This window comes from Lentzea kristufekii (assembly GCF_033949925.1).
In the GTDB taxonomy this organism is placed as follows: domain Bacteria; phylum Actinomycetota; class Actinomycetes; order Mycobacteriales; family Pseudonocardiaceae; genus Lentzea; species Lentzea kristufekii.
The window spans coordinates 1-22076 of the sequence record NZ_JAXAVV010000007.1 but is presented as its reverse complement, the minus strand read 5'-3'; the positions used below and the strand labels follow the sequence as shown (position 1 = coordinate 22076).

The window sequence follows — 22076 nt, the reverse complement described above, 5'->3', positions numbered from 1 at the left end:
CGGGAGGTCGCGTGACCGTCAGCCTGCGCTTCCTCTCCCACGGCACATGCGCGGTTCTGGATGCCGTGCGCACCGCTCAGACGGAGGCTGCGTGATGATCGACCTCTGCTTCCTCGCCCACGGCGCGTGTCCCGTTCCGGACGCCGCCCGCACCGGACCGGAGGAGACCGCGTGATCATCGACCTGCACGTCCCGACGACGGTCGTCTTCGGGGCGGGCCGCTTCGCCGAGCTGGGCGGTCACGCCGCGCGGTACGGCGGTCGGGTGCTGCTGGTGTGCGGGCGGTCGGCCGCGCGGCAGTACGGGCTGCTCTTGGCGGCCACGGCCGAGCTGGAACGCGCCGGTCTCGTCGTCACGGTGTCGGACAACATCTCCGCGGAGCCGCTGGCGTCCGAAGTGGACGCTGCCGTCGAGGCCGCGGCGCGGGCGCGGTGTGACGTGGTCGTCGCGTTGGGCGGGGGCAGCGCCATCGACGCGGGCAAGGCCGTCGCCGTCGGGCTGCGCGCCGGGGCGGTCGGACCGCTGGTCGGGACGACGCTGGCGGCCACGGGGGGCGCGGTTCCGGTGATCGCCGTTCCGACGATCGCGGGCAGCGGCGCCGAGGTGACCAAGGGCGCCATCATCACCGACGACGCGCGGTCCCTGAAGTCCGGGATCCGGGGTGAGGACCTCTTTCCCCGTGTGGCGATCATCGACCCGGACCTGACGAGCACGGTGCCGGCCGCGGTCGCGGTGGCGTCCGGGTTCGACGCGCTGACCCACGCCGTCGAGGGGTACGTCGCGCGCAAGGCCAACCCGATCACCAGGTCCCTCGCCGAACAGGCGCTGGAGGTGCTCGGCCGCTGCCTCCCGCGGCTGGCTGCGGGAGCGAACGACCCCGCGCTGCGAGAGGAACTCGCGCTCGCCTCGCTGCTCGGCGGGATCAACGTCGCGAACGCCAGCACCTGTCTGCCCCACCGCCTGCAGCAGGCGATGGGCTCGGTGCCGAGGGTGGCGATCTCCCACGGGCGCGGGCTCGCCGCGGTCTACCCGGCCTGGCTGCGTCGCGCGGAACCGCACGCCGGGGACGCGTTCGCCACGGTCGGTCGCGTGCTCGGTGCCGGGGACGCGGTCACCGCGGTGGGCCGGTTGCTCCGCAGCACCGGCGTGGGCGCTTCGCTGCGTTCCCACGGCTTTCGCGCCACCGACGTCGGCACGCTCGTCGGCGGCGTCACCGGGAACACCGGCAACGACCCGATTCCCGGCATCGACGACGACCTAATCCGCTCCCTGTTCGAGGAGTCGTTGTGAATCGCGAGCACATACCGAGGAGAGGCAACCGATGACCGTCGTTCCGCCCGCGCACATCGCGGACCACATGACGACCGAGCTGGACGGACGTTCGTCGTCCGTCTTCCTCGTCCTGTCCGGCCCCGGCGGGACCGGCAAGAGCTCGCTGATCCGCATGTGGCGCAAGGCCGATCCCGACATCGGGTACGTCAAGAACGTCACGACCCGCGGCCGCCGCCCGGCGGACCCGGTGTCCGGAGTGGACGACGACGACTTCTTCGACTTCGTGTCACGGGAACGGTTCCGCGAGCTCGTGGAGACCGATCAGCTGGCCCAGTGGGTCAACCCGCAGGAGGGGTACTACAGCGGAACCCCGCGCCAGCCGCTCCTCGACGCCATCGCACAGCGCCGCGACCTGCTGTTCGACTACACGCCGCAGCTGTACCTGAACCTCCAGCGCGCCTTCCCGGAGCAGGTGGTCGGTGTGTTCGTGGCACCGCCGTCGATGGAGGTGCTGCGCGAACGGCTGACCGGCCGCACGTCGGGGGCGGGGGACAAGCTCCAGCTGAAGTTCAACATGGGCGTGCAGGACCTGTCCTATGTGGACATGCACCGCTACCACGTGACGAACCACGACCTGACGGAGACCCTGGAGACGCTGCGCGGCATCCTGCGCGCGGAGAAGTCGCGGCTGGACCGGCTGCCCGAGCTGCGCGAGCGGTACGAGGCGATGAAGGACCGCCGCCAGATGCTCTTCTACTACGACCCCGCCGGGACTCGCATTGACGGCATCTGACGATCCGGGCGGGACGGCCCACGACTGGGGGTCGATCTGCAACACGCGGGACCTGAGCAGGTACGTGCCGTTCGTGGCGGGCGGGTTCCACCTCGGGTGGATCCACCGCACCAGGGTGGGCCTGGTCCGCGCCGAGCGGGTGTTCACGGTCCTCCCGGACCTGGTCGTGCTGGGCGAAGGCCTGGCGACGCCCGCGCAGCGGACCGCCGCGGTGGCGGAACTGGCGCAGCGGTGGCGAGAGCTCGGTGTCGTCCCCGGCTGGCGCGACGAGCTGTACGACGTCGTCCCGTACCCCGGCGGTCCGGTGGTCATGCGGATGGAACGCGCTCTCACCAGGCTGTTCGGGCTCATCAACATCGGCGCGCACGTCAACGGCTACGTCCGGGACGGGGCGGACGTGCTGATGTGGGTCGCCAGGCGGTCGCCGGACAAACCCACGTACCCCGGCCTGCTGGACCAGATGGTCGCGGGCGGGGTCATCGCGTCGATGACCCCGGAGGCGGTGGCGCGCAAGGAGGCGTGGGAGGAGGCCGGCATCGGCGCCGGTCTGATCGGTCCGCTCCGGCAGACCAGTGCAGTCACGATGTTCATGGAGCACGGTGACGTGATCTCCCGCGACTTCGAGCACGTCTTCGACCTGGAACTGCCGGCGGACTTCGTGCCGAGGCCGGTCGACGCGGAGGTCGCGGGGTTCGAGCTGTACCCCGTCGACAAGCTGCTGGACGTGGTGACCGGGTCGGCCGAGTTCAAACCGGACTGCAACCTCGTGGTCCTCGACTTCCTGATCCGGCACGACCACCTCCGCGCGGGGGATCCGCTGTACCAGCAGTCCGTTCTCGGGCTCAGAAGGGGAGTGCTATGACCACCGTCAACGACGTGCGAGCCGATGTCGATCTCGCGGTCCGGGCCGCGGGGTACCGGATGGACGTCATCGACCTGATCCGCTCGGCGGGCAACGGGCACATGGCGGGCAGCTTGTCCTGTTTGGACATTCTGACCGTGCTGTACGAACGGGTTCTGCGGATCTCGCCGGAGACCTTGGAGCACCCGGAACGGGACCGGTACGTGCAGAGCAAGGGTCACGCGGTGGAGGCGCTGTACGTCGTCCTCGCGGGCGCGGGACTGCTCGACCGCGCGTTGCTCGACACCTACCTGAGGTTCGGCACGAAGCTGGTCGGCCACGCCACCCGTTCCGTGCCCGGCATCGAGCAGTCCACGGGAGCGCTGGGGCACGGGTTGTCCATCGGCGTCGGCATGGCGATCGCCGGGAAGCAGAACGGGCTCGGCTACCGCGTGTTCGTGCTCATGGGTGACGGCGAGCTCGCGGAGGGGTCGGTGTGGGAGGCCGCGATGTCCGCGGGCCACTACGACCTCGACAACCTGGTGGCGATCGTCGACCGCAACCGCTACCAGATCGCGGGTTCGACCGCGGAGATCATGAACTCCGAGCCGCTGGCGGAGAAGTTCGCCGCCTTCGGCTGGACCGTGCACGAGATCGACGGGCACGACCTCGTCCAGATCGAGCACACCCTGTCCTCGGCGCCCACGGTGCCCGGCCGTCCGACCGTGGTGCTGGCGGACACCGTCAAGGGCAGCGGCATCTCGTACATGGAGCACAACATCCGCTGGCACCACAAGGTGCCGAACGACGAGGAGTACGCCGTCGCGCGGCAGGACGTCGAGAACCGCATCGCGGAGCTGAGGAGCAGGGCATGAGCCAGAACACCGTGGCCGAGCCGAGGCTCGCGAACCTCCAGGTGCTCGACGCGACCCTGCGCGACCTCGCGGCCTCCGACCCGGCCATCCGGGTGCTCACGGCGGACTCGCGCATCTCGGGCAAGCTCGAACCGTTCGCCCGGGAGTTCCCGGACCGCGTGGTCGAGCTCGGGATCGCCGAGCAGAACCTGGTCGGCGTGGCCGCCGGGCTCGCGTCGTGCGGGATGAAGCCGTTCGTGATCTCTCCCGCCTGCTTCCTGACCGCCAGGTCGCTCGAACAGATCAAGGTGGACGTCGGCTACGGCGGCAACGCCGTGCGGCTCATCGGGATCAGCGCGGGGATCAGCTACGGCGCGCTCGGTGCCTCGCACCACTCGATCGCCGACTACGCGGCGCTGCGCGCGATGCCCGGCATCCCCGTCGTGGCGCCCGCGGACAACTGCGAGGCGGAGGCGGCCATCCGGCTGGCGGCGGCGACCGACGGTCCCATGTACGTCCGGTTCGGGAAACGGGCCTTGGCGTGCGTGCACGGGCCCGCGTCCGAACCCGTGGCGGTCGAGCGCGCCACCCGGCTGCGGACCGGGGGCGACGTGGGCATCATCGCGACCGGCGAGACGGTGGGCATCGCTCTCGGCGCGGCGGAGGCGCTGGCACGCGACGGCGTCGAGGCGACGGTCGTCAGCATGCCGATGGTGCGGCCGCTGGACACCACGACGCTGTTCGACGTCGCGCGCCGGGTGCGCGGGCTCATCGTGGCCGAGGAGCACAGCGTGCACGGGGGTCTTGGGGAGGCGTGCGCGGCCGCGCTCATGACCGAGGGCGTTCCGGTGCGGTTCCGTGCGCTGGGCATCCCGGACGAGCCGATCGTCAACGGTCCGCAGCTCGACGTCCTGGCGCACTACGGCATCGGCGCGGACCGGCTCGCCGCACTGGCCGGGGAGCTGCTCGGGTGACGGCGACGACCGGCTGGGAGTCGCTGACCAGGTTGCCGGAGAAGGCGTCCGCGTTCCGCGCCGACCCGCTGGCGCGAACGGCACTGGCGGTCGCCGGGGAGAGCGATCTCGCCGCCCGGCTGTGGGATCTGGCCCTGGTCGTCGTGAAGCCGGAGGCGCTGGTCAGCGGGCGCATGGCGGGCGTCCGCCGGTTCCTCGCCGCGCACGGGCTGTCGGTCGTCGCCTCGTTCGACGCCGAGCTGGACGCCGCGCGGTCGCACGCCCTGTGGTCGTATCCGTGGGTCAAGGCGACCACCGACCGCATCCGCCTGCACGTGATGATGTCCGAACGGGAGCAGGCCCGGTGCCTGCTGGTGCGCAGGGACGAGCCCGGCGGCGACGTGCCGCTGACGATGTGGGTCGCCGTGCGCAAGGGTTCGTCGAACGGGCGGCGGCGGACGGCCGGGCAGCTGCGCACCGAGCTGGGCATGTCCAACCGCATGATCGCGTTCGTGCACTGCCCCGACGAACCCGCCGACCTGCTGCGCGACATGTACGTGCTCGGTGGCGCACCGGCGGTCGGCCTGCTCTTCACCGCGCCGCGGACGGCCGTGCGGACCGAGCCGTGGGCATCGGTCACGCCGGCCGGGACGAGCCTGGACCTGCCCGTCCTGCTGGACGGCCTGACGCCGCACGGCCGGGAGCAGATGCGGGCACGGCTGACGGCGCTGCGCGAAGGCGGCGAGCCGACCGGCCTGGACGACGCGCTGCACGAGGTCCGCTCGTGGGGCGCGCGTGGCCGATGGCCGGAGTGCGCCCTCGCCGCCGAACTGATCCCGCACGACCTGCCCGGAGTCACGGCGGAGTTCGACCGCCTCTCCGTCGAGCAGCTCGCCGGCCTGTGGCAGTGCTCCGCGGACACCACGCGCAGGACGACCGAGGTCTTCTGAGTCGATCCTCATGGCCGGTCTGACCTGCGCGTTCTCCGCGTCAGGACAGACCGCCCGCGACATCGCGCCCTTGTGTCATCCGGCCGCTCGTGCCTATATTTGCCGAATCAGCAGAATGTAAGCGCTTACATAACAAAGAGTCACATGTAAGCGCTTACATTCACCAGGCGGTGACGAACAGGGCGGCGAGCAGCGCAGATGGGAAAGCCAGCCTCTCCCGAGGCCAAGCCGGGGGCGACGATCTACTCGGTCGCCGAGCACGCCGGCGTCAGCATCGCCACCGTGTCGCGGGTGCTGCAGGGTGCTGCGGTCGTCGCCGAGGCCACCCGGCAGAAGGTGCTCACCGCCGTGGACGCGCTCGGGTACGTGCCGCTCGGCGCCGCCCGCAGTCTCGCGGTGCGGCACCACGAGGCGCACGGGCTCGTGCTGCCGGAGCTGTCCGGGCCCTACTACGCCGAGCTGCTCATGGGTTTCGAGGCTCGCGCCGCCGAGCTCGACCAGTCCGTCGTGCTCGTGCTCACCGACAGCAGGACCGATCTGGTCGCGGCGGTGCGGCAGCTCGCGACCAGGGTCGACGCCATCGCGGTGTTCGGGTCGGCGGCGATCCCGGCGGACGTGGTGCGGTCGCTGCGCGCCAAGAAGCCCGTCGTCGTCATCGCGGGTGAGCCGCACGACGGCATCGAGGCGGTCGTGGCGGAGAACGTCGAGAGTGCGCGGGAGCTGGCCGGGCACGTGCTGGACCACGGCCGGCGGCGCGTGCTGTTCGTCGGTGATCCGGACAGCGGGTCCGACGTGCGCAACCGGCACGCCGGCTACGTCGCGGCGCACCGGGATCGCGGGCTCGACGCGGCGGAACCGGTCCGGGTCGCGCTGAGCGAGGCCGACGGTGCCGCGTTCGCACGGCGGTTGCTCGCGGGTGAGCACGAGGCGGACGCCCTCATGTGCGCCAACGACGAGCTCGCGTTGTCGATCATGACCGCGCTGCAGGACGCGGGCAGGGACGTGCCGGGCGACGTCGCGGTCGTCGGCTGGGACGACGTCATGACCTCGCGGTACGTGCGGCCGGGTCTCACGACCGTGCGCCAGCCCGTCCACGAGCTCGGCGCGCTGGCCGCGAGCCGCCTGCACGAACTGGTGAGCGGAGAGCCGCCGCGCGAAGACGCGCAGATGCTGCCGACGCAGCTCGTGGTGCGCGGCTCGTGCGGCTGCACCTGATCACCGCATCCGAAGACGAAGGCCCGAGAGGAAGCGAGAAGCAATGGCGCGCAGAACTTCCAAGACGCTCGCGGGGGTGTCGGCCCTGGTGCTGGTCCTCGCCGCCTGCGGGCGCGGCGACGACCAGTCCGGTGGGCAGACGGGCACCGACGTCGCGCAGGGGCCGGCCACCGGCACGATCACCGTCTGGGCCATGGGCGCGGAGGGGGAGAAGCTCCCCGCGCTCGCGGAGGAGTTCGAGAAGGCCAACCCCGGCGTCGACGTCCAGGTGACCGCTATCCCGTGGGACGCCGCCCACAACAAGTTCACCTCGGCGATCGCCGCGGGGCAGGTGCCCGACGCGGCCATGGTGGGGTCGACGTGGATGGGTGAGTTCGCGGGCATGGGTGCACTCGACCCGACGCCGTCCTCGATCGACAAGGGCGCGTTCTTCGACGGCGCGCAACGCACGACCGAAGTGGACGGAACGTCCTACGGAATTCCCTGGTACGTCGAGACGAGGCTCCTCTACTACCGCAAGGACCTGGCCAAGACGGCCGGGTACGAGACACCGCCGAAGGACTGGCCGGGCCTCAAGGAGATGGCCAGGGCCATGCAGGCCAAGGCCGGCGCCAAGTGGGGCATCGGGCTGCAGGCCGGCGGCACCGGGTCGTGGCAGTCGCTGCTGCCCTTCGCCTGGTCGAACGGCGCGTCGCTGACCAAGAACGGCGACTCCGCCTACAACTTCGACAGCCCGGAGATGCGGGAGACGCTGGAGTACTACGGCTCGTTCTTCTCCGAGGGCATCGCGGACAAGGAGGCGCCCGCGCAACCCACGACCGAGCCGGACTTCGCCAGCGGGCGCGTGCCGATGTTCATCTCCGGCCCGTGGATGATGTCCGCGGTCGAGAAGGTCGGCGGCGAGGGCTTCAAGGACAAGTACGACGTCATGCCCATGCCGACGAAGAAGACCTCGTCGAGCTTCGTCGGCGGCTCGAACCTCGTCGTGTTCAAGGAGACGAAGAACCGCGACTCGGCCTGGAAGTTCGTGCAGTGGCTGGCGAACCCGCAGACGCAGGTGAAGTGGTACCAGCGGTCGACCGACCTGCCGTCGGTCAAGAGCGCCTGGCAGGACCCGGCACTCACCGCCGACACCAAGCTCGCGACGTTCGGCAGGCAGCTCGACACGGCGCAGTCGCCGCCGACCTTCGCCACCTGGGAGCAGGCGATCACCGCGCTCGACACGGAGGTCGAGAAGGTGGCCCGCTCGGGCGCCGACGCGGCCGGTGCGCTGAAGGCCGCCCAGGCCGCCGCGGACTCCATCGGTACCGGCAGGTGAGCTCGCCCGTCGCGGTGCGCCGCCGTGGGGTGGAACGGGCGGCGTGGTTCCTCGTCCTCCCGTTCTGCCTGCTCTTCGGCATCTTCACGGCGTGGCCTGTGGTCCAGTCGCTCTTCATGAGCTTCACCGACACCCGCAACCGGGACCTGCGCTCGCCGTTCGCGGTGGAGTTCGTCGGGCTGGACAACTACGTCAAGGCGTTCGCCGACCCGCTGTTCCGCACGGCGGCGGCGAACACCGCGTACTTCGTGCTGGTCGGCGTGCCGCTCACGCTGATCATCGCGCTCGCCGCGGCGGTGGTGCTGGACAAGGGGATCACGCGGTTCCGCGCGTTCTTCCGGCTGGGCTTCTACACGCCGGTGATCACCTCGATCGTCGCGGTCGCGGTGGTGTGGAGGTTCCTGCTGCAGGACGAGTTCGGGCTGATCAACACAGTGCTCGGCTGGGTCGGTGTCGAGGGGCCGAACTGGCTCGGTGACCCGGACTGGTCGATGCCCGCGCTGATCCTCATGGCCGCGTGGCGCAACTTCGGCACCGCGATGATCATCTTCCTGGCCGGGCTGCAGGCGGTTCCGGCGTCGCTGCACGAGGCGGCGTCGATCGACGGCGCCGGTCCGGTGCGGCGGTTCCGGTACATCACGCTGCCGTTGCTGCGCCCGACGCTGCTGTTCGTCTCGGTGACGACGGCGATCGGCTACCTGCAGTTCTTCGAGGAGCCGTACGTCATGACCAACGGCGGTCCGCTCAACTCGACGATCTCCGCGTCGATGTACACCTACCGGCAGTTCGGGTTCGGCAACTACGGCTACGCCTCCGCCATGAGCTACCTGATCTTCGTGGTGATCGCGGTCGTCACCGTCCTGCAGTTCCGGTTGTTGCGCGAGAGGGGATGACATGACCGCAAGCCGCACGAAGAACCGTTGGTGGATCTACGTTCCGCTCACGGTCGCGTTCGTCGCCGTCGTCTCGCCGTTCGTCTGGATGGTCCTCGGCAGCTTCAAGGGCGAGGGCGAGATCCGGGCCAACCCGCCGACCTGGTGGCCGGAGGCCGCGTCCCTGGACAACTACACGCAGCTGTTCGCCCGCCTGCAGTTCGGGACGTACTTCCTCAACTCGGCGATCGTGGCCGTGCTGGTGACCGCCGGCAACCTGATCTTCTGCTCGATGGTCGGCTACGCACTCGCGATGCTGGAGTTCCGGGGCAAGCGGGCGCTCTTCGTCGTCGTCATGGCGACGCTGATGATCCCCGGCGTGGTCACGTTCGTGCCGCTGTACGTCCTCGTCGTCAACGCGGGCCTGGCGAACTCGCTGCCCGCGCTGATCCTGCCGTTCCTCGCCTCCCCGTTCGGCGTCTTCCTGATGCGCCAGTACATCGTGGGCCTGCCGAAGGAACTGCTCGACGCCGGACGCGTCGACGGCGCCGGCGAGGTGCGCATCTTCGCCCGGATCATCCTGCCGCTGTGCGGCCCGGCGCTCGCCACGCTCGGCATCCTCACGTTCCTGGGCAGCTGGAACAACTTCCTCTGGCCGCTGGTGGTGGCGCAGCAGGAGAGCGAGTACACGCTCCCGGTCGCGCTCGCCCTCTACTCGACCGGCCAGAACTCGATCCAGTACGGCCTGCTGCTCGCCGGGGCCACGATCGTCGTCCTCCCTGTCCTGCTCGTGTTCCTCGTCTTCCAGCGGCGCTTCATCGAAGGCATCGCGACCACCGGCATCAAGTGAGAAGTCCGAAGGGGGCTCACATGACATCGCCAGCCAGGATCAGCCGCCGAACCCTGCTCGCCGCGAGCGCGGCCGCACTCGCCGTTCCCGCGTCCGCCGCGGCCGCGCCGAGGCACGCCGACCCCGTCCGGATCCGGGGATGGGCCCGCGACACCTGGCGCAGCCTCGTCGCCATGACCCCGGCGAACACGGGCCTGCCCGCCGACAACATCCCCGAGTCGCTCGCCCCGGCCGACCGCTCGGGCTACACCTCGCCGACGAACATCGGCGGCTACCTGTGGTCGACGGTCGTGGCCCGCGAACTCGGCTTCATCTCGCCGGGGGAGGCGTCCGCCCGGCTCGTCCGGACGCTGTCCACAGTGGAACGGATGGAACACCACACCCCGAGCGGCATGTACTTCAACTGGTACGACGAGGCGACCGGGAAGGCGTTGCGGGCCTGGCCCGGTACCGGCGCGACGGTCCACCCGTTCTGCTCCAGCGTGGACAACGGCTGGCTGGGCGCGGCACTGCTGGTCGTGGCGGAGTCCGACCGCGCCGCGGCGGGACAGGCGCGGCGGATCTTCGGCCGGATGCGGTGGGACGCCTTCTACAACCCCGGCGACGACCCCGCGCACCCCGTGCGGCCGGGTGGCCTGATCCACGGAGGGTTCTTCCCGTTCGACCACGACCGGCCGGGCGGGGTGTACCAGGGCACGCACATCGGCGGCGACCCCGTGTGGCTGACCACGCACCACTACGACACCACGGTGTCCGAAACGCGCATCACCAGCTACCTCGGCATCATCACGGGCCAGATCCCGCCGAAGCAGTACTTCGCGATGTGGCGGACCCTGCCGGCCTCGTGCGACTGGTCGTGGCACGAGATGCAGCCGGTGGGGGAGAACCGGACCTACTACGGCATCGAGGTCTTCGAGGGCGCCTACACCTACCGCGGCATGCGGATCGTGCCGGGCTGGGGCGGTTCGATGTTCGAGGAGCTCATGCCGGACGTGTTCGTGCCCGAGGCGAAATGGGCGCCGCGGTCGTGGGGCCGCAACCACCCGCTGCACGTGCGCGCGCAACGCGAACACGGGCTGCTCGAGGCGAAGTACGGGTTCTGGGGCTTCAGCCCGGCCAGCAACCCGGCCGGCGGGTACCGCGAGTACGGCGTCGACGCGCTCGGCATGGGACCCGGCGGCGAGCCGGGGAACCCCGCCAGCGGCTACTTCTCCGACCAGGAGATGACGAACTACGACATCGGCTTCGGAACTTGCCGACCCGCCACCGCGCCTACACCGGTCTTCGGCGACGGTGTCGTCACGCCGCACGCGGCGTTCCTGGCGATGATGCACGAGCGCGACGAGGCGTACACCAACCTGGTGAAGATCCAGGAGGACCTCCGCGCCTACGGGACGGGCGGGTTCTTCGACGCGGTCGCCGTGCGGTCGGGCACCATCGCGCGCCGCTACCTCTCGCTGGACCAGGCGATGGTCATGGGAGCGATCGGGAACGTGCTGTGCCGCGACGTGATCCGCAGGGCGTTCTCGACACCGGCGGTCGAACGCGCACTGCGTCCGGTGATCGGTGTCGAGGAGTTCGGCGCGAGCCGAGTCCGATGAGTGGTGGAGGTGATGGGATGCGGCCGGTGCGGCTGATCTCCGAGGACGGTGTCGAGTACCGCGACCTCAACGGCAACGGCGTCATGGATCCCTACGAGGATCCGCGGCTGCCCGTGGCCGAACGGGTCGAGGACCTGCTGGGGCGGCTTTCGCTGGAGGAGAAGGCGGGCCTGCTGTTCCACACCGTCATCGAGGCGGGCACGGACGGCACGGTGAAGGAGGCCCCCGGTGCCATCAGCAAGTCGCCCACGAGCGTTGTGGTGACGCAGAAACACCTGTCGCACTTCAACGTGCACGCGTTGCACGACGCACGGATGGCGGCGCGCTGGTACAACAACCTCCAGCTCATCGCCGAAACCACGCCGCACGGCATCCCGGTCACGATCTCCACCGACCCGCGGCACGCGTTCATCGAGAACGCCGGGGTGTCGTTCAGCGCCAAGGCGTTCTCCCAGTGGCCCGAGTCGCTGGGGCTCGCCGCACTGCGCGATCCGGCGCTGGTGGAACGGTTCGCCGACATCGCCCGCCAGGAGTACGTCGCGGTGGGCATCCGCTGCGCCCTGCACCCTGCGATCGACCTGGCCACCGAACCGCGCTGGGCGCGGCAGGCCGGAACGTTCGGCCAGGACAGCGTGCTGACGGCGGACCTTGCCGTGGCGTACGTGCGAGGTTTCCAGGGCACGTCACTGGGGCGAGAGTCGGTCGCCTGCACCAGCAAGCACTTCCCCGGCGGCGGCCCGCAGAAGGACGGCGAGGACGCGCACTTCCCGTACGGCCGCGAGCAGGTCTACCCCGGCGGCCGGTTCGCCGACCACCTCGCCCCCTTCCGCGCCGTCGTCGAGGCGGGCACCGCGGCCGTGATGCCGTACTACGGCATGCCGATCGGCCTGGAGGTGGACGGCGAGACGATCGAGGAGGTCGGGTTCGGCTACAACCGCCAGGTGGTCACCGGGATGCTGCGCGAGGGCCTCGGCTTCGACGGCGTGGTGCTCACCGACTGGGAACTCGTCATGGACAACCACGTGGGCGACAAGGTGCTGCCCGCACGTGCTTGGGGCGTCGAGCACCTCGACGCGCACGGCCGCATGGAGCTGATCCTCGCGGCGGGCGCCGACCAGTTCGGTGGCGAGGAATGCGTCGAGGTGCTGCTGGAACTGGTGGCACAGGGACGCGTGAGCGAGGCTCGGATCGACGAGTCGGCCCGCAGGCTCCTCACCGTCAAGTTCCGCCTGGGCCTGTTCGACGATCCCTTCGTGGACGAGGACCGGGCCGCGGAGACCGTGGGACGGCAGGACTTCCGCGACGAGGGCCACGCCGCGCAGGCTCGTTCGGTCACCGTCCTGCACAGGGGCGAGGACGCGGCCCGGTTGCCCTTGAGGCCGGGCTTGAAGCTCTACGTGGAGAACGTCTCGCCCGAGGTCGCCGCGCGCCTGGGGACCGTGGTCGCCACACCGGAGGAGGCGGACGTGGCGCTGGTGCGCCTGATGGCCCCGTTCGAGCCGCGGTCGGACCTGTTCCTCGAATCGTGGTTCCACCAGGGCTCACTGGAGTTCCCGCCGGGCCTGGCCGCGCGCCTGGCCCGGATCTCGGCGGTCTGCCCGCTGGTCGTGGACGTGACGCTGGACCGTGCCGCGGTGCTGACACCGTTGTTGCAGGTCGCGTCGACGTTGATGGTCAGCTACGGCACCACGGACGAGGCCCTGGCCGACGCGGTGTCGGGGGTCATCCCGCCGGAGGGCAGGCTGCCGTTCGACCTGCCGCGCTCCATGGAGCAGGTGCGCCGGCACCCCGAGGACGTGGCGGGCTACGAGGACCCGCTCTTCCCCTTCGGCCACAGGGCATAGCGCGCGGAGTTTCACGGATCCGCAGGTGTATTCGGGCGCACAGCGGGTATGCGTGGCCTGCCGGCAGCGGACCGCCGGTCCGTTGTGGAGTCCAGCGTGCGGTCTCGTCGCGGACCGGGGCGCTGCACAGGGAGGAATCACCGATGCGAATCCTGGTGCTGCGCGCACTCGGACTGGGCGACCTGCTCACCGCTGTACCCGCGCTGCGCGGCTTGCGCCGGGCGTTCCCCGGCGCCGAGATCACGCTCGCCGCGCCCGGCTGGCTGGCGGACGCGGTGGCGAGGATCGACGCCGTCGACCGGCTGCTGCCCACCGACGGCCTCACGCACATCGAGTACGACCGCCCCGATCTCGCCGTCAACCTGCACGGCCGCGGACCGCAGAGCGTCGAGCGGCTGATGGCCACGCGGCCCCGGCTGCTGATCACCCACGACGAGTGGCCGGAAGAGCGCCACGAGGTGCTGAGGTGGTGTGACCTCCTGGAACAGCACGGAACTCCGTGCGATGCGGACGATCTGCGGCTGTCTCCGGCCGGACCGCGCACCGAGCGGATCGTGGTTCATCCAGGTGCGAGCCACGGCGCGCGCAGGTGGCCGGTGGAGCGGTTCGCCGAGGTGGTGCGGGAGTTGGACGGCCACGACGTCGTGGTGACGGCCAGTCCGTCCGAACTCGAGGCGGCTCGCCGGATCGTGCCCGAACCCGTGTGCGGCAGCCTCGCCCGGCTGCTCGACCTCGTCGCCACGGCCGGGCTCGTGATCTGCGGCGACACCGGGGTGGCGCACGTCGCGACGGCCTACGGCACGCCGTCCGTGCTGCTGTTCGGTCCGATGCCGCCGAGCCTGTGGGGTCCCCGTTCCGGGCCGCACCACGTGCTGTGGCACGGCGGAACGGGGGACACGTTGGCCTCCGAGCCGGACCCCGGTCTGCTGCGGATCACCGTGGACGAGGTCCTGGAGGCGGTGAAGGACTTCCGGCTGGTCACGGCAGGCCGAGGTGCACGACCTTGACGGTGGTCATCTCGTCGAGCAGTTCGGGTCCGTAACCGAACCCCGTGCCGGACGCGCCACGAGGCTGAGCCGCGCCGCCGGGAGCGCCACCGAACACGGCGTTCACCTTCACCGTGCCGACCGGCAGGGCGCGCCAGGCCTGCTGCGCGTGCTCCATCGAGCGGGTCAGCACCGTCGCCGCCAGGCCGTACTCGCCGGAGCACGCCTCGCGCAGGCCTTCGTCGAACGACGGCACCACGCACACCGGCGCCACCGGGCCGAACGTCTCCTCGCGCATGATCCGCATGTCCGGCGTGCAGCCGGTGAGCACGGTGGCCGGGTAGTGCGCGCCGGGGGCGGCCGGGATCTCACCACCGGTCAGCGCCCGCGCGCCGGCCTCGAGCGCTTCGGCGACCTGGGCGTGCACGAACTCGCGATGCCTGTTGTCCACCAACGGTTGTGCGTTGGCCGTCCACTCCTTCGCGCGAGCGCACAGCGCGTTGACGAACGCCTCGGCGACCTCTTCGTGCACGTAGATCCGTTCCACCGAGGTGCAGAGCTGGCCCGCGTTGGTGAACGCGCCGAGCGCCGCCTGCTCGGCGGCCCGGTCCGGATCGACGTCCGCGTCGACGAGCAACGGGTCGTTGCCCCCGTTCTCCAGCAACAACTTCGCCCGCGACGCCTGAGCGATGGCACGTCCTGTCGCGGTGCTGCCGACGTGCGCGACGACGTCGACGTCTTCGCGCACGAGCTGCGCGCCCGTCGTTCCGTCACCGATCAACGTTCGCAGCACGTCCGCGGGAAAGTGCGGCCGTAGCACCGTGTCGAGCAGCATGCCGGTGTGCGGACAGCGTTCGCTCGGCTTGTGCAGCACGGTGTTGCCGGTGACCAGCGCCGCGCCGAGCAGTCCGCAGGCGACGGCCACCGGGTCGTTCCACGGTGTGAGCGCCACGACGACACCGCGCGGTTCCGGGATCATGAAGTCCACGGCCGAACCGAGCAGTGACCGTCCGCGGTGGACCGGGCCGAGCTCGGCGTACTGCTCCAGCGTGGACGCGCCGGCGAGCACACCTTCCCGCGCCGACGCGTACGGCCTGCCCGTCTCGGTCTCCACCACGATCGCGAGGTCACCGGCCCGCGCCCGGAGGTCCGCGGCGGCCGCCTTCACCGCGGCACCGCGTTCGGCCGCGGACGTGGCGGCCCACGCGGTCTGCGCTTTCCTGGCGGCCGCCACCGCTGTTGTCGTCTCGGTCTCGGACGCGGCCGGGAGCCAGCCGACCAGCTGACCGTCGAGTGGACTGTGGACGTCGATGGCGTGGGTGGCGGTCATGCGATCCGGGTACCCGGACGTCCCGGTCGAAACATGGAGGAACCATGCCCGGACGAGAGGAACTCCCCAGCACGGTGGCGCGGTCGTCGAAGAAGGCGCAGCGCACCTGGACAAAGGCCCACGACTCGGCCGTGGAGACCTACGGAGAGGGCGAACGTGCGCACCGCACGGCGTTCTCCGCGTTGAAGCACTCGTTCGAGAAGGTCGGCGACCATTGGGAAGCCAAGGCAGAAAAAGGACCTTCCGACCGTCAGGCGGCCAGGAGCACGCCGGCACAGGGTGAGACCGCCGGTGGCGTGGACGCGAACGCGAGCAAGGAACACCTGTACGACATCGCGAAACGGCTGAAGATCGACGGCCGCTCGCGGATGACCAAGGACCAGCTCGTCGAGGCGATCGGCAGGGCGAACGACCGTGCGACAGCGGCTGCCCGCTCGTGATGGTCGCCGTCGCCGCTGACGACGGTTTCTGACTCAGCGTTCCGAGCGGGTCACAACGCGTTGTCCTCCGTGGTGGGGAGAACCGCTTCGGTGAGTAGCGTTTCAAGCCGTTCTTCTCGGCTAAATCTCCTCTATGGATCGGACCATCGAGGCGGTGCTCTTCGACCGCGACGGCACGCTCGTCCGTGATGTGCCGTACAACGGCGACCCGGCTCGCGTGGAGCTGATGCCCGGCGCCCGTGAAGCGATCAGGGACCTGCGCGCACACGGAGTGCGCACCGGAGTGGTGAGCAACCAGTCCGGAATCGGCAGGGGACTGCTCACCGAAGGCCAGGTGCGCGCGGTCAACGCCCGCGTGGAGGAACTGCTCGGACGGTTCGGCACGTGGCAGATCTGCCCGCACCACCCGGATGACGGCTGTGCGTGCCGCAAACCCGCGCCCGGCCTGGTGCTCGCGGCGTGCGAGGCGCTCGGGGTGAGTCCGCAACGCACGGTGGTCGTGGGAGACATCGAGGCCGACGTCGTGGCCGCGCGCAACGCGGGCGCGACGTCCGTGCTGGTCCCCACGGACGTGACCCGGCCGGAAGAGGTGGAACGCGCGCCGCGCACGGCCGCGGATCTGCGTGCCGCGATGGGGATGATCCTGTGAGGACGTTGGTGGCGCGCTTGGACAGTGACGGCGACGTGCTGCTCGCGGGTCCGGCGATTCGCGCGGCGGCCGCGTCCGGCGAGGTCGTCCTGATGTGCGGGCCCGGCGGAGTGCGGGCGGCCGAACTGCTGCCCGGCGTGAACCGGATCATCGAGTGGGAATGCCCGTGGATCGTGAACCCGGCGCCCGAGGTCCGGCCGATCGACATCGAGGCCGTGGTGGCACTCGTGCACGGAGTCCGGGCCGACGTGGCGCTGGTGCTGACGTCGTTCCACCAGAGCCCGTTGCCGCTGGCCCTGCTGCTGCGGCTCGCCGGGGTGCCGAAGATCGTGGCGCGCTCGACCGACTACCCCGGTTCACTGCTGGACGTGCGGCTGACCGGCGACCCGGACGTGCCCGAGGCCGAACGGGCGTTGGAGGTCGCGCGCGCGGCCGGGTTCGAGCTGCCGCCGGGCGACGACGGCCGGCTCGCCGTGCTCGGCCCGCCCGAACTCGAACTCGCTGAACTGAGCCACCCGTACGTGGTGGTGCACCCCGGTGCGACGGCGCCCGCCCGCACCTGGTCGCCCGACCGGTGGGCGAAGGCCGTGGTCGCGTTGAACGCGGCAGGGCATCGCGTGGTCGTGACCGGCGGACCGGCGGAAGCCGCTCTGACCGCTCATGTCGCCGGCGCGTGCGGGACAGATCTGGGCGGGCGCACCACCTTCCGCGAGCTGAGCGGCGTGCTGGCCGGTGCCGAGGCGGTCGTCGTCGGCAACACCGGCCCTGCTCACCTCGCGGTCGCGGTCGGCACACCGGTCGTGTCGTTGTTCGCACCGGTCGTGCCCGCGGCCCGCTGGGCACCGCACGGAGAACACGTCCTGCTCGGCGACCAGCACGCACGGTGCCGGAACAGCCGTGCCCGCGAATGTCCGACACCCGGCCACCCATGTCTCGACCTCGTGGAACCCGCCGAGGTCGTCGCGGCCGTCGCGGAGGTGACCCGATGAGGATCCTGCTCTGGCACGTGCACGGGTCCTGGACGAACTCCTTCGTCCAGGGCGACCACGACTACCTGGTCGTCGGCCCTCCTGACGGCATCGGGCTCGCCGGACGTCCCTGGCGTGCGACCGAAACGTCTCTGTCCGAAGTGGACGCCGATCTCGCGGTGGTGCAGCAGCCGGAGCAACTCGGCCTGGTACCGCGCGGTGTTCCGGTGGTGTACCTGGAGCACAACACGCCGAGCGCGCCGGGACAGCGGCATCCGATGGCGGACTGGGACGGGCTCCTGGTGCACGTCACGCACTTCAACGACCTGATGTGGGACTGCGGATCCACCCGGACGGTCGTCGTCGAGCACGGCGTCGTCGACCCCGGCCCGCTCTACACCGGCGAGCTCGCCCGCGCGGCCGCGGTCGTCAACGACCCGGTCCGGCGCGGCCGGATCGTCGGCACCGACCTGCTGCCGCGGTTCGAGCCGATCGACGTGTTCGGGATGAACACCGAGCCGATCGGTGGTCTGGGTGATCACGACCTCGGCTCGCTGCACCGGGAACTGGCTCGGCGGCGCGTCTACGTCCATCCGATGCGCTGGACCTCGCTGGGGTTGTCGCTCATCGAGGCGATGCACATCGGCATGCCGGTCGTGGCGCTCGCGTGCACCGAGGCCGTGCGCGCGGTGCCTGAGGAGGCCGGAACGGTCTCGACGGACGTGGAGGACCTGGTGCGCGCGACGCGGGAACTGATCGCGGATCCCGCTCTCGCCCACGAGAAGGGAAAGAGGGCGCGCGAGTTCGCGTTGGCCCGGTACGGACTCGATGCGTTCCTGCGGAGCTGGGACGACGTGGCGAAGGAGGTGGCCGGATGAGGATCGTGACGATCTCCGAACATGCCAGCCCGCTGGCGGTGGCGCGATGAGCGTCGAGAAGCACCTGAACGGCTTGGCCGGCACGCTGACCGCACTGCGGGCACAAGCCCCGCGGCTCACCCGCTGGGGCAGCACGCTCGCCCGCAGGCTCACCGAGGGCGGCAGGCTGCTCGCCGCGGGCAACGGCGGGTCCGCCGCCGAGGCGCAGCACCTGACGGCCGAGCTCGTCGGCCGCTACCGGCACGACCGCGCGCCGTTCTCGGCACTGGCGCTGTGCGCCGAGACGTCGAGCGTCACGGCGATCGCCAACGACTACGGCTACGACCAGGTCTTCGCCCGGCAGATCGCGGCACACGCGCGGCCACGGGACATCGTCGTGCTGCTGTCCACGAGTGGCCGCAGCGAGAACCTGCTGGAGGCCGCCCGCACTGCCAGGAAGGTGGGGGCGCAGGTCTGGGCGTTCACCGGCCCGGCGCCGAACCCGCTGGCCGACCTGGCGGACGACGTGCTGGACCTGCCTGGCGACCCCTGTCACGTGCAGGAGGCGCAGCTCGTCGCGGTCCACGCCCTGTGCGAGGCGTTCGAGGCGGCCCTGCCCACGACCCTGCGGAGGGTCTCATGAGGCTGGTGGTGGTCGGCGACTCGCTGCTGGACGTCGACGTGGAGGGCACGGCCGAGCGGCTGTGCCCGGACGCGCCCGCTCCCGTCCTCGACGTGTCCGCCGAACGGGCCAGGTCAGGTGGTGCCGCGCTCGCGGCGACGATGGCGGCGCGCGACGGCATGGACGTGACGCTGGTCAGCGCACTGGCCGACGACGAGGACGGGCACCGGATCCGCTCGCTGCTGGAGGTGCCCGGTGTGTTCGGACGTTCAGGCGCGCCCACGTCGGTGAAGACACGCCTGCGTTGCGGAGGAACCTCGTTGGCGCGCATGGACCGCGGTGGCGGCCCGTCGGAGCCCAAGGCCACCGATGACATGCTCGACGCCGTGCTGTCCGCCGACTTCGTGCTGGCGTCCGACTACGGCCGCGGACTGCTCCGCGACGAACGGCTGCGGTCGGTGCTCACCCGCGTCCCGGTGGTGTGGGACCCGCATCCACGTGGTCCGGCGCCGGTGCCCGACGCCCGGCTGGTGACGCCGAACCTCGCCGAGGCCACGGCGTTCAGCGGCCACTCGGACCCGTTCGAGGCGGCGGAGGAGCTGCTGGGCCGGTGGCGTTCGCGTGCGGTGGTGGTGACGCGGGGTTCCGGCGGTGCTCTGCTCCACTGTGGAGGGACGCCCGTCGCGGTGCCCGCGCCGAAGGTGTCCGTGCTCGACCCCTGCGGGGCGGGGGACAGGTTCGCGGTGACGGCGGCGGCGCGGCTGGCCGCGGGCGCCACTCCCGACGAGGCCGTGGCGGACGCCGTTCTCTCGGCCGCACGATTCCTGGCCGACGGCGGTGTCTCGGGAATGACCGGCACACCTATGTCCACTATGGACGCTGTGCGGGCTCGTGGCGGAGTGGTGGTGGCCACGGGCGGATGCTTCGACGTGCTGCACGCCGGCCATGTCCGCATGTTGCGGGCGGCGCGGGAGCTCGGCGACTGTCTTGTGGTGTGCCTCAACTCCGACGCGTCGGTGCGCAGGCTCAAAGGACCGGAGCGTCCCGTGAATCGCCAGGCCGACCGCGTGGAGGTGCTGCGCGCGTTGGGCTGCGTCGACGAGGTGGTGGTGTTCCCCGAGGACACACCGGAACGCGTCCTGCGCGATCTGCGTCCGGACGTGTGGGTGAAGGGCGGTGACTACACCGCCGAGTTGTTGCCGGAGACGGCTGTGATGCGGCACTGGGGCGGCCGGACGGTCGTCGTCCCGTACCACCGCGGCCGTTCGACGACCGAAATCCTGTCGAGGAGGGGCTGATGCTGGGAAACGTGCTGGTGACCGGAGGTGCGTCCGGACTGGGGGCGGCGGTGGTCGACGCCGTGCACGAGGCAGGCGGACGGCCCCTCGTGCTGGACAAGGCGGCGCCGTCGGCACCGCACGTGGCCGACTTCGAGTCGGTCGACCTGTCGGACACCGACGCCGCCGAACGGGCCGTGCGGGACCTGGTCTCCCGCAACGGCAACCTGGGCGCCGTGGTGACCGCCGCGGGTGTGGACAGGTGCGGACGTCTCGACGAGGTGCCCACGGAGGAGTGGGAACGCGTCGTGCGGGTGAACCTGTTCGGCACGGTGGCGGTCGTGCGCGCGGCGCTGCCGCACCTGGAGAACGGCCGGGTGGTGACCATCGCGTCCACCCTCGGGTTGCGCGCGGTCAGCGACGCAACGGCGTACTGCGCGTCGAAGTTCGGCGTCGTCGGCTTCACCCGCGCGCTGGCGGCCGAGACGGCCGGCCGGGTCGGCGTGACGCTCGTGGTTCCCGGCGGCATGCGCACCCACTTCTTCGACGACCGCGACGAGCAGTACAAGCCGACGGACACGGCGAAGCTGAACCCGCCGGACCGGGTGGCGGCCGCGATCATGTTCGCGCTGAGCCGGCCGGCGGGGTGCGAGGTGCGTGAACTCGTCGTGGCGCACGCGGAGGAACCGTCCTGGCCGTGAGCCGGACCGGCCTCGCTCAGCAGGTCGTGGTGCGGACGCACCTTGATCCGGTCTAGGTTCGTACCCGACGTCGGATCGGGCCGGGCTGACCGCGCGACCGCGGGGTTAGAGGACGGGTGTTGGACGGGCAGCGTCGGGAACGGCTCACGCGGGCGGTGGAGGAGTTCACGACCGCGGCTTCCGGGCGTGCGGGTCTGGCGCGCGGGCTGTGTGCCGCGTGCCTGCACGTCCTGCCCGGCGTGGACGCCGCGGCACTCACGTTGCGCGGCAGCGCACGCGCGGAGGAGATGGTCGGCGCCAGTGACGAGTGGGCGGCCCGGCTGGAGGAGATCCAGTACACCCTCGGGGAGGGACCGGGGGTGACGGCGTTCAGGGACGCCGCCCCGGTGCTGGTGGCGGACCTGAGCGCGGACGGCGTGCGGTGGCCGGGTTTCGACGCGGCGGCCGCGGCGGAGGGCCTGGCGGCGATGTTCGCGTTCCCGTTGCGGGTCGGCGGCATCAGGCTGGGCACGCTCGACCTGTACCGCCGCCGCCCCGGTGGCCTGAGCCCGGCGGCGGTCGCCGACGCGACGATCCTCGCGGACGTGGTGACCTACGCGTTGCTGGAGCAGGACGACTCCGCCGACGAGGACGAACAGCTGCGGATGACCTTGTCGTACCAGGACGTGAACATGGCGACCGGGATGCTGGCCGCTCGGTCGAGGATCAGCCTGGAGGACGCGTTCGCCCGGTTGCGCGCACACGCGTTCTCGTCGGGCCGTTCGGTGCTCGACGTGGCGCATGACCTGCTGGAACGGCGCATCCCGCTGGACCGGCTGGCGGACTGACTGTGCCGCGAGCACCGTGCCTTGCCGGGTCGTATGCTGCGGGAGTGCCCCTTGTC

Annotated in this window: 22 protein-coding genes; 21 read left to right on the top strand and 1 reads right to left on the bottom strand. The window is 71.0% G+C overall.

What is annotated here, in order from left to right:
- The first annotated feature begins 171 nt into the window (after nucleotides 1-171).
- The 13 genes from SK571_RS16005 (at nucleotide 172) to SK571_RS15945 (ending at nucleotide 14370) form a co-directional block, all read left to right on the top strand.
- The gene (locus SK571_RS16005; RefSeq protein WP_319984871.1) at nucleotides 172-1290 is read left to right on the top strand and encodes an iron-containing alcohol dehydrogenase; all 1119 of its coding nucleotides are present in this window, start codon (nucleotides 172-174) and stop codon (nucleotides 1288-1290) included.
- A 31-nt stretch (nucleotides 1291-1321) separates the two neighbouring features.
- Entirely contained in the window at nucleotides 1322-2065 is a 744-nt protein-coding gene (locus tag SK571_RS16000) for a guanylate kinase (protein ID WP_319984870.1), read from the top strand.
- Entirely contained in the window at nucleotides 2052-2927 is an 876-nt protein-coding gene (locus SK571_RS15995) for an NUDIX hydrolase (protein ID WP_319984869.1), read from the top strand. The genes SK571_RS16000 and SK571_RS15995 overlap by 14 nt, the downstream gene beginning before the upstream one ends.
- The gene (locus SK571_RS15990; protein ID WP_319984868.1) at nucleotides 2924-3781 is read left to right on the top strand and encodes a transketolase; all 858 of its coding nucleotides are present in this window, start codon (nucleotides 2924-2926) and stop codon (nucleotides 3779-3781) included. Before SK571_RS15995 ends, SK571_RS15990 begins: the two co-directional genes overlap by 4 nt.
- Nucleotides 3778-4734 (top strand): transketolase family protein, encoded by a 957-nt coding sequence (locus tag SK571_RS15985; protein ID WP_319984867.1) that lies wholly within the window; start codon nucleotides 3778-3780, stop codon nucleotides 4732-4734. Before SK571_RS15990 ends, SK571_RS15985 begins: the two co-directional genes overlap by 4 nt.
- Nucleotides 4731-5663 (top strand): hypothetical protein, encoded by a 933-nt coding sequence (locus tag SK571_RS15980; protein WP_319984866.1) that lies wholly within the window; start codon nucleotides 4731-4733, stop codon nucleotides 5661-5663. The genes SK571_RS15985 and SK571_RS15980 overlap by 4 nt, the downstream gene beginning before the upstream one ends.
- Nucleotides 5664-5861: 198 nt before the next feature.
- A complete protein-coding gene (locus tag SK571_RS15975) occupies nucleotides 5862-6878 on the top strand; it encodes a LacI family DNA-binding transcriptional regulator (protein WP_319984865.1) in 1017 nt (338 codons plus the stop codon).
- A gap of 43 nt (nucleotides 6879-6921) precedes the next feature.
- The gene (locus SK571_RS15970; RefSeq protein WP_319984864.1) at nucleotides 6922-8196 is read left to right on the top strand and encodes a sugar ABC transporter substrate-binding protein; all 1275 of its coding nucleotides are present in this window, start codon (nucleotides 6922-6924) and stop codon (nucleotides 8194-8196) included.
- A complete protein-coding gene (locus SK571_RS15965) occupies nucleotides 8193-9089 on the top strand; it encodes a carbohydrate ABC transporter permease (RefSeq protein WP_319984863.1) in 897 nt (298 codons plus the stop codon). Before SK571_RS15970 ends, SK571_RS15965 begins: the two co-directional genes overlap by 4 nt.
- A 1-nt stretch (nucleotide 9090) precedes the next feature.
- Nucleotides 9091-9918, top strand: a complete 828-nt coding sequence (locus SK571_RS15960) for a carbohydrate ABC transporter permease (protein WP_319984862.1) — start codon at nucleotides 9091-9093, stop codon at nucleotides 9916-9918.
- Nucleotides 9919-9938: 20 nt separating this feature from the next.
- A complete protein-coding gene (locus SK571_RS15955; protein WP_319984861.1) occupies nucleotides 9939-11519 on the top strand; it encodes a glucoamylase family protein in 1581 nt (526 codons plus the stop codon).
- 17 nt (nucleotides 11520-11536) lie between these two features.
- Nucleotides 11537-13363, top strand: coding sequence for a glycoside hydrolase family 3 protein (locus SK571_RS15950; protein ID WP_319984860.1), 1827 nt, complete (start codon nucleotides 11537-11539; stop codon nucleotides 13361-13363).
- A 143-nt stretch (nucleotides 13364-13506) separates the two neighbouring features.
- A complete protein-coding gene (locus SK571_RS15945) occupies nucleotides 13507-14370 on the top strand; it encodes a glycosyltransferase family 9 protein (RefSeq protein WP_319984859.1) in 864 nt (287 codons plus the stop codon).
- On the opposite strand, the gene SK571_RS15940 is transcribed toward SK571_RS15945, so the two are convergent.
- Nucleotides 14342-15679: an aldehyde dehydrogenase family protein gene (locus SK571_RS15940; protein WP_319984858.1), complete on the bottom strand. Its 1338-nt coding sequence runs from the start codon at nucleotides 15677-15679 to the stop codon at nucleotides 14342-14344. The genes SK571_RS15945 and SK571_RS15940 overlap by 29 nt on opposite strands.
- A gap of 44 nt (nucleotides 15680-15723) precedes the next feature.
- On the opposite strand from SK571_RS15940, the gene SK571_RS15935 reads away from it, so the two are divergent.
- The 8 genes from SK571_RS15935 (at nucleotide 15724) to SK571_RS15900 (ending at nucleotide 22020) form a co-directional block, all read left to right on the top strand.
- A complete protein-coding gene (locus SK571_RS15935) occupies nucleotides 15724-16119 on the top strand; it encodes a ChaB family protein (RefSeq protein WP_319984857.1) in 396 nt (131 codons plus the stop codon).
- Between the two features lie 133 nt (nucleotides 16120-16252).
- Entirely contained in the window at nucleotides 16253-16768 is a 516-nt protein-coding gene (locus SK571_RS15930; RefSeq protein ID WP_319984856.1) for a D-glycero-alpha-D-manno-heptose-1,7-bisphosphate 7-phosphatase, read from the top strand.
- Complete coding sequence (locus tag SK571_RS15925; RefSeq protein ID WP_319984855.1) at nucleotides 16765-17757, top strand: glycosyltransferase family 9 protein; 993 nt, start codon at nucleotides 16765-16767, stop codon at nucleotides 17755-17757. The genes SK571_RS15930 and SK571_RS15925 overlap by 4 nt, the downstream gene beginning before the upstream one ends.
- Complete coding sequence (locus tag SK571_RS15920) at nucleotides 17754-18614, top strand: glycosyltransferase (protein WP_319984854.1); 861 nt, start codon at nucleotides 17754-17756, stop codon at nucleotides 18612-18614. The genes SK571_RS15925 and SK571_RS15920 overlap by 4 nt, the downstream gene beginning before the upstream one ends.
- Nucleotides 18615-18660: 46 nt before the next feature.
- The gene (locus tag SK571_RS15915) at nucleotides 18661-19236 is read left to right on the top strand and encodes a D-sedoheptulose-7-phosphate isomerase (protein ID WP_319984853.1); all 576 of its coding nucleotides are present in this window, start codon (nucleotides 18661-18663) and stop codon (nucleotides 19234-19236) included.
- Complete coding sequence (gene rfaE2, locus SK571_RS15910) at nucleotides 19233-20513, top strand: D-glycero-beta-D-manno-heptose 1-phosphate adenylyltransferase (protein ID WP_319984852.1); 1281 nt, start codon at nucleotides 19233-19235, stop codon at nucleotides 20511-20513. Before SK571_RS15915 ends, rfaE2 begins: the two co-directional genes overlap by 4 nt.
- Nucleotides 20513-21193 (top strand): SDR family oxidoreductase, encoded by a 681-nt coding sequence (locus tag SK571_RS15905; protein WP_319984851.1) that lies wholly within the window; start codon nucleotides 20513-20515, stop codon nucleotides 21191-21193. The genes rfaE2 and SK571_RS15905 overlap by 1 nt, the downstream gene beginning before the upstream one ends.
- A 116-nt stretch (nucleotides 21194-21309) precedes the next feature.
- On the top strand, nucleotides 21310-22020 hold the full coding sequence (locus SK571_RS15900) for a GAF and ANTAR domain-containing protein (protein WP_319984850.1): 711 nt from the start codon (nucleotides 21310-21312) through the stop codon (nucleotides 22018-22020).
- Nucleotides 22021-22076: the final 56 nt, after the last annotated feature.